The sequence below is a fragment of the Methylibium sp. T29 genome (genome assembly GCF_000576205.1).
Lineage (GTDB): Bacteria > Pseudomonadota > Gammaproteobacteria > Burkholderiales > Burkholderiaceae_C > Methylibium > Methylibium petroleiphilum.
In genome coordinates this window covers 1-11,551 of record NZ_AZND01000110.1, presented here as the reverse complement: position 1 = coordinate 11,551, position 11,551 = coordinate 1, and the positions used below count along the sequence as shown (strand labels likewise).

The 11,551-nt window shown below is 70.5% G+C and carries 10 protein-coding genes and 2 pseudogenes; 6 read left to right on the top strand and 6 right to left on the bottom strand.

Annotation, left to right across the window (positions count from 1 at the left end; translation table 11 throughout):
• A partial coding sequence (locus x551_RS13355; protein ID WP_036248911.1) for a tyrosine-type recombinase/integrase occupies positions 1 to 343 on the top strand: 343 nt, incomplete at its 5' end.
• A 49-nt stretch (positions 344 to 392) separates the two neighbouring features.
• A pseudogene (locus tag x551_RS13350) lies at positions 393 to 1,585 on the top strand (class I SAM-dependent methyltransferase).
• Between the two features lie 29 nt (positions 1,586 to 1,614).
• Here x551_RS13350 and x551_RS13345 read toward each other — a convergent pair.
• The 3 genes from x551_RS13345 to x551_RS13335 are packed head-to-tail and all read right to left on the bottom strand — an operon-like array spanning position 1,615 to position 3,471.
• Positions 1,615 to 2,046, bottom strand: a complete 432-nt coding sequence (locus x551_RS13345) for a potassium channel family protein (protein WP_036230622.1) — start codon at positions 2,044 to 2,046, stop codon at positions 1,615 to 1,617.
• A gap of 17 nt (positions 2,047 to 2,063) precedes the next feature.
• Positions 2,064 to 2,513 carry an rRNA maturation RNase YbeY gene (gene ybeY / locus x551_RS13340; RefSeq protein ID WP_036248908.1) on the bottom strand — a complete coding sequence of 150 codons (450 nt, stop codon included), beginning with the start codon at positions 2,511 to 2,513 and terminating at the stop codon, positions 2,064 to 2,066.
• Position 2,514: 1 nt separating this feature from the next.
• On the bottom strand, positions 2,515 to 3,471 hold the full coding sequence (locus tag x551_RS13335) for a PhoH family protein (protein WP_036230623.1): 957 nt from the start codon (positions 3,469 to 3,471) through the stop codon (positions 2,515 to 2,517).
• Positions 3,472 to 3,563: 92 nt separating this feature from the next.
• On the opposite strand from x551_RS13335, the gene x551_RS13330 reads away from it, so the two are divergent.
• The 3 genes from x551_RS13330 to ruvA all read left to right on the top strand — a co-directional run bounded on the left by x551_RS13330 (position 3,564) and on the right by ruvA (position 6,771).
• A complete protein-coding gene (locus x551_RS13330) occupies positions 3,564 to 5,423 on the top strand; it encodes an ATP-binding protein (RefSeq protein WP_036230625.1) in 1,860 nt (619 codons plus the stop codon).
• A gap of 67 nt (positions 5,424 to 5,490) precedes the next feature.
• Positions 5,491 to 6,150, top strand: a complete 660-nt coding sequence (locus x551_RS13325; protein WP_011830813.1) for a response regulator transcription factor — start codon at positions 5,491 to 5,493, stop codon at positions 6,148 to 6,150.
• Between the two features lie 42 nt (positions 6,151 to 6,192).
• Positions 6,193 to 6,771 carry a Holliday junction branch migration protein RuvA gene (gene ruvA / locus x551_RS13320; protein WP_011830812.1) on the top strand — a complete coding sequence of 193 codons (579 nt, stop codon included), beginning with the start codon at positions 6,193 to 6,195 and terminating at the stop codon, positions 6,769 to 6,771.
• Here ruvA and mutY read toward each other — a convergent pair.
• The 3 genes from mutY to mutM all read right to left on the bottom strand — a co-directional run bounded on the left by mutY (position 6,768) and on the right by mutM (position 10,871).
• Positions 6,768 to 7,787: an A/G-specific adenine glycosylase gene (gene mutY, locus x551_RS13315; protein ID WP_036248914.1), complete on the bottom strand. Its 1,020-nt coding sequence runs from the start codon at positions 7,785 to 7,787 to the stop codon at positions 6,768 to 6,770. The two genes, ruvA and mutY, sit on opposite strands and share 4 nt — an antisense overlap.
• Before the next feature lie 83 nt (positions 7,788 to 7,870).
• Positions 7,871 to 9,898: a dynamin family protein gene (locus x551_RS13310; RefSeq protein ID WP_036230632.1), complete on the bottom strand. Its 2,028-nt coding sequence runs from the start codon at positions 9,896 to 9,898 to the stop codon at positions 7,871 to 7,873.
• Between the two features lie 133 nt (positions 9,899 to 10,031).
• Entirely contained in the window at positions 10,032 to 10,871 is an 840-nt protein-coding gene (mutM, locus tag x551_RS13305) for a bifunctional DNA-formamidopyrimidine glycosylase/DNA-(apurinic or apyrimidinic site) lyase (RefSeq protein ID WP_036230635.1), read from the bottom strand.
• A gap of 170 nt (positions 10,872 to 11,041) precedes the next feature.
• Here mutM and x551_RS13300 point away from each other — a divergent pair.
• Positions 11,042 to 11,551: pseudogene (locus x551_RS13300) on the top strand (hypothetical protein); the annotation flags it as partial.

Sequence of the window (11,551 nt, the reverse complement as noted above, 5' to 3'; positions counted from 1 at the left end):
CGCCGCGCTGGACGACTGGCTGGCGCAGCGCGGCAGCGTGGCGCAGGTCGACGAGCCGGCGCTGTTCGTCAGCCGCCACGGCCGGCGGCTGACGGCCTCGCAGGTGCGCACGCGGCTGAAGGAGCGGGCCATCCAGGCCGGCCTGCCGACCCATGTGCACCCGCACATGCTGCGGCACAGCTATGCCTCGCACCTGCTGCAGTCCAGCGGCGACCTGCGCGCTGTGCAGGAGCTGCTGGGGCACGCCAACATCACGACCACGCAGGTCTACACCAAGCTCGACTTCCAGCACCTGGCCAAGGCCTACGACGCGGCCCACCCGCGGGCGCGCAAGAAGTCGTGATGCGTCGCCGGCGGCGCCGGCGCGCGCCGCCCCACGCGACAATCCGATCATGAAATCGATCCGTCTGCGCGCCGGCAAGGAGCGCTCGCTGCTGCGCCGCCATCCCTGGGTGTTCGAGGGCAGCATCGCCTCCGGGAAAGCCGATCCGGGCGAGACCGTGCGGATCGACGCCCACGACGGCAGCTTCCTCGCGTGGGGTGCCTACAGCCCGGCGTCGCAGATCCGCGTGCGGGCCTGGAGTTTCGATGTGGCCGAGCGCGTCGATGCGAGCCTGTTCGCGCGGCGCGTCGAGCGCGCGGTCGCGCTGCGTGCGCGGTTGGCGATCGACAGCGACGCCCAGCGCCTGGTGCATGGCGAAGCCGACGGCCTGCCCGGCTGATCGTCGATCGCTACGGCGACACGCTGAGCGCACAGTTCCTCGGCGCTGGCGTCGAGCGCTGGAAGCCGGCCATCGCCGAGGCCCTGCTGGCGGCCACCGGGTGCGCGCGGCTGTACGAGCGTTCCGACGCCAACGTGCGCGAGCTCGAGGGCCTGCCGAGCGCGACCGGCTGGCTGCGCCGGCCCGCTGCCGACGAGGGCGCGACCGAACTCACGATCCGCGAGCACGGCTGGCAACTGAAGGTCGATGTGGCGGAGGGCCACAAGACCGGCTACTACCTCGACCAGCGCGACAACCGGCTGCGCTTCATGCAGCTGGTGCGGCAGTTCGGCTGCCGGCGCGTGCTGAACTGCTACAGCTACACCGGCGGCTTCTCGGTCGCCGCGCTGGCCGGCGGCGCGCAGCAGGTGATCAGCGTCGATTCGTCCGGCCCGGCGCTGGCGCGGGCGAGCGAGCACGTGCAGCTGAACGGCTTCGATGCGGCGCGGCACGAGGCGCTGGACGCCGACGTGAACGGCACGCTGCGGCGCCATCTCGAGCTCGGCGCGAGCTTCGACGCCATCGTGCTCGACCCGCCGAAGTTCGCGCCGACGGCGGCGCACGCCGAGCGCGCGTCACGCGCCTACAAGGACATCAACCGCCTCGCGCTGAAGCTGCTGGTGCCCGGCGGCCTGCTGTTCACGTTCTCGTGTTCCGGCGGTGTCGACGCCGCCCTGTTCCACAAGATCGTCGCCGGCGCCGGACTCGATGCCGGGGTCGACGGCTACCTGCTCGAACGGCTGGAGGCGGCGCCGGACCACCCGACGACGGTGAACTTCCCCGAGGGCGAGTACCTGAAGGGGCTGGCGATCCTGAAGCAGTGAGCGTGGCGCAACGCCTTGCTCCCCCCCTCTCAGCGCTCGCGTCGCCGCCAGAAGCGCTCCATCTCCAGGTACAGGAAGGACGCGGACCAGCCGATCAGCAGCAGGCCGTTGAGCGCCTCGACGCCGGCCAGCAGCCGCACCGGGCCGGCCGGCACCACGTCGCCGAAGCCCAGCGAGGTGTAGGTCTCGGCCGAGAAATAGAGTGCGCTGCCGAGGTCGGGCGTGGCGGTGCCGCCCAGCGACCCGTGGCCGGCGCTGATGATCAGCAGCCAGTAGCCGGCGCCGTAGAGGAGGATCTCCGCGCCGTGGCCGATGAAGCAGCCGAGCACGGCGACGATCAGCTTGGCCCGGCCCGGCCAGTGCAGCCGGTCGAGCAGGCGGGTCAGCAGGTTCAGCACCTCGTAGTGCGTCAGCGTCGTGGCGACGATCAGCAGCACGCAGCTGAAGACGACGAGGGTCATGGCTGGCGGGAGTGCGCTCAGGCGTAGGGATCGGCGTAGCCGAGCGCACGCAGCACCTCGGTCTCGCGCGTTTCCATCGCCTGCGCCTCGGCCTCGATCTCGTGGTCGTGGCCCTGGGCATGCAGGGTGCCGTGCACCAGCAGGTGGGCGTAGTGGGCTTCCAGTGAGCGGCCCTCGTCTCGGGCCTCGCGCTCGACCACCGGGGCGCACAGGATCAGGTCGGCCACCACCACCGGCTCGGCCTCGTAGTCGAAGGTCAGCACGTTGGTGGCGTAGTCCTTCTGCCGGTAGTCGCGGTTCAGCGCGCGGCCTTCGTCGGTTCCGACGATGCGCACCGTGATCTCGGCCGGCACGTCCAGTGCGGCGCGGATCCAGCGCAGTACCTTGTGGCGCGGCAGCTGGGCCCGATGGCTTGCATCGGCGAACTGCAGCGACAGGTTCAGCACCGGACGGGCGGGGCGCTTCATCCTAGGACACCGGCTTTGCCGCGGTCTCGTAGGCCTCGACGATGCGGGCCACCAGCGGGTGGCGAACCACGTCCGCCGACGTGAAACGCGTCATCGCGATGCCCTTGACGCGCCGGAGCACGCGCTCGGCCTCGATCAGGCCGCTCTCCACGCCCTTGGGCAGGTCGATCTGGCTCACGTCGCCGGTGACGACGGCCTTGCTGCCGAAGCCGATGCGGGTGAGGAACATCTTCATCTGCTCGGTGGTGGTGTTCTGTGCCTCGTCGAGGATCACGAAGGCGTGGTTCAGCGTGCGTCCGCGCATGAAGGCCAGCGGCGCGATCTCGATCGTGCCTTTCTCGAAGGCCTTGGTGACGCGCTCGAAGCCCATCAGGTCGTAGAGCGCGTCGTACAGCGGGCGCAGGTAGGGGTCGACCTTCTGCGCCAGATCGCCGGGCAGGAAGCCCAGGCGTTCGCCGGCCTCGACGGCCGGCCGGGTGAGGACGATGCGCTGCACTGCGCTGCGCTCCAGCGCATCGATCGCGCAGGCCACGGCGAGGAAGGTCTTGCCGGTGCCGGCCGGGCCGATGCCGAAGGCGATGTCGTGGTCGAGGATGTGGCGCAGGTACTGGGTCTGGTTGCCGGTGCGGCCGGCCAGGTCGGCGTGGCGGGTGCGCAGCGTGATGGCGCCGTCGCCGGGGTTCGCGTCGCGGACGCCGCCGCCCTGGGCGGCCTCGACCAGCGCGAGCTGGAAGCTCTCCGGGGGGATGGGCTTCTTGGCGCGGTCGTAGAGCGACTGCAGCAGCGCCGTGGCGCGCTCGGCCTGCGCCTTGGCCCCTTCGATGCGGAAGGACTCGTTGCGGCGCGTGATGCCGACGTTGAAGGCCGCCTCGATGGCACGCAGGTGCTCGTCGAGCGTGCCGCACAGGTGCGCGAGGCGGATGTTGTCGAGCGGGATGAAGGCGTGGCGCAGGATCACGGGCAGGGCGGTCGCGTGGGGAGCCCGATTGTGGCGCGGCCGGGCGCCGGCGACAGGCACGCCCCGCGCACCATCCTGCACAATCGCCGCCCATGCTTCGCCACCTCTCCGCGCCCGGGCGCCTGTTTCTGCTGCTGTGGCTGGGCCTGTGCGGCGGCCTGCCGTTCGCCGCTCCGACGGTCGCCCAGACGACGGACCTGCTGACGCTGCGCAGCGCCCAGGTCGCCAGCGTGCCGTCGCTGACGCTCGCGCCGCCGGTCGGCGGCGGCTTCGAGACCGTGGCACTCCCGGACGACTGGTCGGCGCAGGGCCCGGCGGGCGAACAGGTCAAGTGGTACCGGCTGCGCTTCGATGCGCCGCAGCAGGCTGCGGGCGCCTTGCTCGCCGCCTACATCCCGCGGGTGTGCTCGAACCTCGAGGTCTACCTCAATGGCCAGTTGCTCTATCGCGGTGGCAGCCTGCGCGAGCCGGTCACGCGCAACTGCTACCAGTCGCAGCTGGTCAGCCTGCCCGCCGGTCTGCTGCATGCCGCTGGCAACGAACTGGCGCTCCAGGTGGTGGGCTACCCGCTGCCGCGCGTGGCGGGGCGTCAGCGTGCCGGTGGCTTGTCGGAGGTGCTGATCGGGCCCTATTCGCAGTTGCGCGAGCTGCATGAGCGCCAGCGCTTCTGGAACGTGAGCTTCGCGCAGATCGTGGCGGCGACGCTCGTGATGATCGGCGTGGTGATGCTGGCGCTGGGCTGGGTGCGGCGCGTGTCGCACCTGAAGTACTTCGGCGTGGTGTCGCTGGGCTGGGCGCTGCTGAGCGCTCGCATCTGGTGGCGCGACATCCCGCTGCCGAACGGCACGCTGGAACTGCTGAGCTGCATCGCCTTCGTCCCGCTGTCGGTGTGTGCGGTGCTGTTCCTGCTGCGCTACTGCGGCATGAAGTGGCGCGCCGTCGACATCGCCCTGTGGACCCAGTGCCTGGTGATGCCGGCCGGCCTGTTGCTGGCCGGGCCGGAGCGGCTGTTCTCAGGGGCGGTGCTGTGCTATTCCGTGCTGGCGCTGGAGGTGTTCGCGGCGATCGGCTTCTGCCTCGCGCACGTGTGGCGCACGCGGCGCGGCGAGTTCTGGCTGCTGGGCTCGATCCTCGCACTGGTCGTGGTGGTGATCGGCATCGAGGTCGGTGTGCAGGACAGCTTCCTCAAGCTGCCCAATGTCCATGTCATCCACTTCGCGATCCCGCTGCTGTTCTGCGTGCTGGCGTTCCGGCTGGTGCAGACCTTCGCGAACGCGCTGACCGCCGCCGAGACGGCGCGCCAGCAGCTCGAGCAGCGCGTCTACGAGATCTCGGCCGAGATCGAGCGCAACTTCTCGCACCTGGCCGAGGTGCGGGTGGAGCAGGTGGCCGAGAAGGAGCGCAAGCGCATCGCCGCCGACCTGCACGACGACCTGGGTGCCAAGCTGCTGACTATCGTCCACACCAGCACCGACGAGCGTATCTCGACGCTGGCGCGCGAGGCGCTCGAGGAGATGCGGCTGTCGGTGCGTGGCATCGCCGGCAAGCCGGTGCAGCTGACCGACGCGCTGGCCGACTGGCGTGCCGAGACGGTGTCGCGGCTGGGCGATGCCGGCATCGAGATCGAGTGGCACAGCACCGAGCCGACCACGCCGCGCACCCTGGCGGCCCGTTCCTATGTGCAGACGACGCGCGTGCTGCGCGAGGCCACGAGCAACCTCATCAAGCACAGCGGCGCCTCGCGGGCGACCGTCACCTGCCGCATCGGCGACGAGTTCCAGCTGGTGATCCGAGACAACGGGCGCGGCATCCCGCTCGAACTCGACGGCCGCCTCGACCGCGGCCACGGCATGGCCAGCATGAAGCAACGCGCCAAGCAGATGCAGGGCCAGTGCCTGATCGAGTCGGGCCCGGGCTATGGAACCGTGATCCGGCTCACGCTTCCGCTGTGAGCAGCGCCCGGTCGCTTGCGGGCCTTGCCGTCAGCGCTCAGACTGTTACCATGAAACGGTGAGTGACATGACCCACATCCTGCTGCTGGAAGATCTGCCCGAGATCCGTGTCTGGTTGAAGGCACTTGCGTTGCAGGTGTTTCCACAGGCGCAGATCACCGAGGCCGCCCGCGTGCACGACGCGCGCGAGCACATCAGCGCCCAGCGCTTCGATCTGGCATTGGTCGATCTGGGCCTGCCCGACGGTTCGGGCGTGGAGGTGGTGGCGGCGCTGCGCGAGGCCCAGCCCGAGGCGCAGTCGGTGGTCGTCACGATCCACGACGACGACGACCACCTGTTCCCCGCGCTGCAGGCAGGAGCCTTCGGCTACCTGCTGAAGGAGCAGTCCCGCGAACAGCTGGCCGACCAGCTGCGACGCATCAGCGCCGGCGAGCCGCCGCTGTCACCGTCGATCGCGCGCCGCGTGATCCAGTATTTCGCGGCCCAGCAGCGCAGCCAGTTCCGCGAGAAGACGCCGCTGATGCCGGGCGTGACGCTGACCGAGCGCGAGAACGAAGTCCTGCTGCGCGTGGCCAAGGGCTTCACGCTGCCGGAGATCGGCGTGCAGCTGAACCTGTCGCGCCACACCATCGCCGACTACGTGAAGCAGATCTACCGCAAGCTCAACGTGAGCTCGCGCGCCGAGGTGGCCCTGGAGGCCCAGCGGCTCGGCCTGTTCCGGCGTTGAAGACGGCGCACCCGTGCGCCGCGACCGCCGCGGCAGCCTAGGATGCTCGGTCGCCTCACCGGCCTGCTGGCCGAGAAATCCCCGCCGCAGGTGCTGATCGACGTCGGCGGCGTCGGCTACGAGGTCGACGTGCCGATGAGCAGTTTCTTCAACCTTCCCGCCATCGGCGAGAAGGTCACGCTGCTGACGCACTTCGTCGTGCGAGAGGACGCGCAGGTCCTGTTCGGCTTCCTCACGGCGCCCGAGCGCGAAACCTTCCGGATGCTGATCAAGATCTCGGGTGTCGGGCCGCGCACCGCGTTGTCCATCCTGTCCGGTCTGACGGTGGGTGATCTGGCGCAGGCGGTGACGGCGCAGGACGCCAGCCGCCTCGTCAAGGTGCCGGGTATCGGCAAGAAGACCGCCGAACGGCTGCTGCTCGAACTGAAGGGCAAGCTCGGTGCCGATCTGGGCCCCGCGATCGGCGGCAAGCCGGCCAGCGACGCGCAGGCCGACATCCTGCAGGCGCTGATCGCGCTGGGCTACAGCGAGCGCGAGGCGCAGGCGGCGGTCAAGGCGCTGCCAGCCGAGGTGGGCGTCAGCGACGGCATCAAGCTCGCGCTGAAGGCGCTGGCGCGTTAGCGCGCCGCGAGCAGCTTCTTCAGCGGCGCCGGCAGCCCCACGGTATCGAGGGCGTCGAGCGCGATCCAGCGGCCGGGGCCCAGCGCGGCCTCGACACCCTCTGCGCTGTCCAGCACCGCGCGCCGCGGGTGCAGCGTCCAGTCGAAGTGGGTCAGTGCGTGCTCGATCAGCGGCTGCGGCTCCACCGGCACCTGCCAGCGCTGCACCACCGCACCGAGCGCGGCTTCGTCGTCGAGCAGCGGCAGGCTCCACAGCCCGGCCCACACGCCGGTCGCCGGGCGTTTCTGCAGCCACACCGCGCCAGCGTGCTCCAGCCACAGCCACCAGTGTTCGCGGCGGGTGCGCTTGAGCTTGCGCGTCTTCACCGGGTAGGCCTCGGGCCGGCCCTCACGTCGCGCCACGCAGTCGCCCTGAAGCGGGCAGAGCAGGCAGTTCGGCTTGCGGGCCAGGCAGACGGTGGCACCCAGGTCCATCAACCCCTGGGTGTAGGTCGGCATGTCGGCCGACGCCGGAGGCAGCAGCTCGCAGGCCCGCGCCCACAGGCCGCGCTCGTGGCGGGCGACGGCGAGGTCGGCGCTGAAGCCCAGGACGCGCGTCAACACGCGCTTCACGTTCCCGTCGAGGATCGCGGCCCGCTCGCCGAAGCAGAACGCGGCGATGGCGGCGGCGGTCGATCGGCCGATGCCGGGCAGCGTGGCGAGCTGCTCGGCGCTGGCCGGGAAGCGGCCGCCGTGCTCGGCCATCACCGCCTGGGCGCAGCGGTGCAGATTGCGCGCGCGGCTGTAGTAGCCCAGGCCAGCCCAGGCGGCCAGCACGTCGTCGAGCGCCGCGCGCGCCAGCGCGGCCACATCCGGAAAGCGTTCGAGAAAGCGGGCATAGTAGGTCAGCACGGTGCTGACCTGGGTCTGCTGCAGCATGATCTCCGACAGCCACACGCGGTAGGGATCGCGCTCGCGCTGCCAGGGCAGTCCGTGGCGACCCTGGGTGCGCTGCCACGTCACCACGCGCTCGGCCAGGCTGGCCGTGGTGGCGGTTGCGCCGGTGTCGGGCGCGGAAGCCGGCGTCCTGCCGCTCGGGGCCGGTGGGGACACGACGGCGCTCAAGCGCGGGCCGGATCGATCTCGAAGTCGAGCAGCAGGTCGATCGAGTCGTCGAGGAGTTCGCTGGTGCTGACGGTATCCCGCTCGGACAGGTCGCCGCGCGGATCGGCGTGCAGTCGGGTACCCTCGACCAGCTCGGTCACGCGCTGCTGCAACTGCTGCAGGCGCGCATCCTGGCTCTCGAGCTCGCTCAGGCGCGACTCCAGTTCGCCGGCGGCGGCCTGGATGCGTTCGAGTGCCTCGCGCCGGCGCTTGAAGCCCCGCCGACGGTCGCGCAACTGGGTGTCGATCTGAGTGGACGCGGTCTTGTTCCACAGCTCGAGTTCGCCGCTGGCGCTCTCGAAGACGACGCGCAGCCGCGACACCAGCATGCGGCGGAACTGCTCGAGGAAGCGCTCCTGCGTGAGCTTGAGTGCCTGGGTCAAGCCCAGGTACTGCACGTAGTTGCGTTCGATCAGGTCGAGGTCGCCGATGAAGCGGCCGAGTTCGGGCGTGGGCGCGACCAGCAGGCTGAACCCGAATTCGGTGTTCAGCATCTCGAACGACGCCTCGAGCATCGAGTGGATCTCTTCGCTGCGCGATTGGGCGCGCTTCATGCGCTCGCGCAGCTTGCCGCACAGCGTCATGAAGGCCTTCTTGGCACCGAGCTGCAGCAGCGAGCTGCGGATGCCTTCCTGCATCTCGCCCACGTGCTCGCGCAGCCGGTCGCTCGACAGGTCGAGCAGCGCGTCCTTCAGCATGCGGGTGTGCACCACGCGCATCGCCTGCAGGCGCGAGATGCACTGTTCGAACTCCGCCGCCTCGGCATCGACGCGCGTCAGCATCAGCTTGACCTTGGTGGCGTTCTTGCCGCGCAGGCCGCGCAGCTCGAGCAACTGCTCGGCGATCTGACGGCGCCGGTCGGTCAGGCGCCGGCCGACCTGCTGCTCGACGATCGCGATGCCCTCGACGCCGATCTGCGCCAGCATTTGCTGGCGTTGGGGTAGCAGCCGTTCGCTCAGGGCCTCCTCGAGCGCGGGAAGGCGGCTTGCGACGAGATCGGCCTCGTCACCGGCCACGCGCGCCGCCAGGGCCTGCTTGGCCGACAGCGGGAACACGCGTTCGCGAGGCATGTTGAGCGTGTGGGCCACATCGTTGCACTGGCGTTCGATCTGCGCCTCGGTCTCCTCGGCCGTGCTGAGCGGGTCGACCAGTGTGTCGATCTTGTTGAGCACGACATAGCGGCTCACGCCCTGCACGCCGAGGTGGTCGCGCCAGATGGCCAGGTCGGACTTGGTGACGCCGGTGTCGGCGCTCAGCACGAACACGGTGGCGTGGGCCGCCGGCAGCAGGCCGACGGTGAGCTCGGGCTCGGCACCGATGGCATTGAGGCCCGGCGTGTCCAGCACGACCAGGCCGCGTTTGAGCAGAGGGTGAGGCAGGTTGATCAGCGCATGACGCCAGGCCGGCACCTCGACGCATCCCTGTTCGTCGAGCGGCGGGTTGTCGTCCGGCGCGTCGTCGTTCCAGAAGCCGAGGTCGCGCGCCATCGTCACGCTGACCGACCGGGTCTGGGTCACCTGGGTCAGCGCCTGCGCCAGACCTTCGGTGTCCTCCATGTCCAGCGGCGTCAGCTGCCAGGCGCGGGGCTGGCGGCGCAGGTCGGCGAGCGAGGGGCTCTGCAGGCGCGTGTCGATCGGCAGCAGCGCGAGGCCGGGCGGCTCGTCGGCCTCATAGCCGATCTCCACCGGGCACATCGTGGTGCGGCCCGGCGTTGCCGGCAGGATGCGGCGGCCGGTGTCGGCGAAGAAGATGGCGTTGATCAGCTCCGACTTGCCGCGCGAGAACTCGGCGACGAAGGCGACGATGAGCTTCTCACCCGCGAGCCGCTGGCGCAACGACTCGAGAAGGCCGGTCGCGGGCTCGTCGAGCAACTCGTGCTCGCGCAGGAAACGGGCGAGTTCCCGCACCCTGGATTCCAGCGTGCTGCGCCAGTGACCAAGGGTGTCGACACTGTGGGCGAACGAGGCGGACGGGTGACTTTCCAACGCGGGCTCTCTGTGCGGAAGATGGTAGCGCAGGGCCCTTCTCGCCGGCGTGCCGCCGTCGTCAGCACGTCACGCCCGCGCCGCTCAAGACGTGTGCATTTGTGACAGCGGGCCGCTGCGTCGACCGCGCTAGCTAGCGACGCTGGCAGTGGGGGCAGAAGTAGGTCGAGCGCTGTCCCTGGACGATGCGGCGCACCGTGCCGCCGCAGGTCGTGCAGGGCTCGCCCTCGCGGCCGTAGACCCGGGCCTCGTTCTGGAAGGCGCCGCCCAGACCATGGGCGTCCCGAAAGTCGCGCAGCGTCGAACCGCCCACCGCCACGGCACGGGCGAGCACCGCACGCACGGCATCGACGAGGCGCTCGCAGCGCGCGAGGCTGATGCGATGGCCCGGCGTGCGCGGGTCGATGCCCGCCAGAAACAGCGCCTCCGAGGCGTAGATGTTGCCCACGCCGACCACGATGTCTCCGGCCAGCAGCGCCTGCTTGACGGCGACGCGACGGCCTCGCAGGCGCGCGTGCAGCAGTGCGGCGGTGAAGCCGGCCTCGAGCGGCTCCACGCCCAGTCCCGCCAGCAGCTTGCCGGCCGCGCCCTCGTCGCGCGAGGACGACCACACGGCCGCGCCGAAGCGGCGTGGGTCCGTCAGCCGCAGGAGGCCGTGGCTGGTCGCCAGGTCGAAGTGGTCCCAGGGGCCGGGCGGATCGGCGTGCATCGACAGGTTCAGCGAACCCGACATGCCGAGATGCAGCAGCAGCCCGCCGTCATCGGCCGCGACGCCGGGCCGCGCTCCCAGTGCGAACCACAGGTACTTGCCGCGGCGGTTGACGTCGAGCAGGCGCCGCCCGACCAGTGTCGATGGCGCGCAGCCAAGCGGCCAGCGCAACGGCTTGCCCACACGCACCCCTGCGATCTCGGCGCCGCGCAGCCGATCGACCAGGCTCAGGCGCGTGACTTCCACTTCGGGCAACTCGGGCATAGGGCCATTATCTGGGGATGCATAGAATGAAATTCGACTTTGGAGTGTCCATGGCCCCTTTCCGATTCGCTGTCCTGGCCCTCGCGGCCTCCAGCGTTCTTGCCGCGACGGCGTGGGCCCAGCCTGCACCGGCGGAAGCGCCGGCATCCGGGCCGGGCGCTGCGGCACCGGTGGAAAATTCGGTCCTCGACGCACCGCTGTTCTACCAGTTGCTGATCGGCGAGATGGAGCTCAGCCAGGGCGATGCCGGTACCAGCTACCAGGTCCTGCTGGATGCGGCCCGCAAGACCCGCGACGAGCGCCTGTTCCGGCGCGCCACCGAAGTCGCTTTGCAGGCACAGGCCGGCGAGCAGGCGCTCGATGCGGCACGCGCCTGGCGCCAAGCCGTGCCCGGCTCGATCGACGCCCACCGCTTCGAGGTGCAGTTGCTGGTCGCGTTGAATCGCACCGCCGAAACCGTGCAGCCGCTGCGGGCCACGCTGGCGCTGGTGCCGCCGGCCCAGCGGCCGGCGGCCATCGGGTCCTTGCCTGGCTATTTCTCGCGTACCACCGATCGCAAGGCGACCACGGCGGTGCTCGAACAGGTGCTGCTGCCCTATGCAGAGCAGCGCTCGGCGGGCGAGCCGCAAGCCACCGCGGTGGCCGCCTGGGTGGCGCTGGGCCGCAGCCGGCTGGCCGCG

What these genes read in the sequence shown, in the direction of transcription:
- x551_RS13330 (WP_036230625.1), top strand. Translation starts at nt 3,564, where the DNA reads ATGCTTCGCCACCTCTCCGCGCCCGGGCGCCTGTTTCTGCTGCTGTGG.
- ybeY (WP_036248908.1), bottom strand. Translation starts at nt 2,513, where the DNA reads ATGAAGCGCCCCGCCCGTCCGGTGCTGAACCTGTCGCTGCAGTTCGCC.
- x551_RS13325 (WP_011830813.1), top strand. Translation starts at nt 5,491, where the DNA reads ATGACCCACATCCTGCTGCTGGAAGATCTGCCCGAGATCCGTGTCTGG.
- x551_RS13345 (WP_036230622.1), bottom strand. Translation starts at nt 2,046, where the DNA reads ATGACCCTCGTCGTCTTCAGCTGCGTGCTGCTGATCGTCGCCACGACG.
- ruvA (WP_011830812.1), top strand. Translation starts at nt 6,193, where the DNA reads ATGCTCGGTCGCCTCACCGGCCTGCTGGCCGAGAAATCCCCGCCGCAG.
- mutM (WP_036230635.1), bottom strand. Translation starts at nt 10,871, where the DNA reads ATGCCCGAGTTGCCCGAAGTGGAAGTCACGCGCCTGAGCCTGGTCGAT.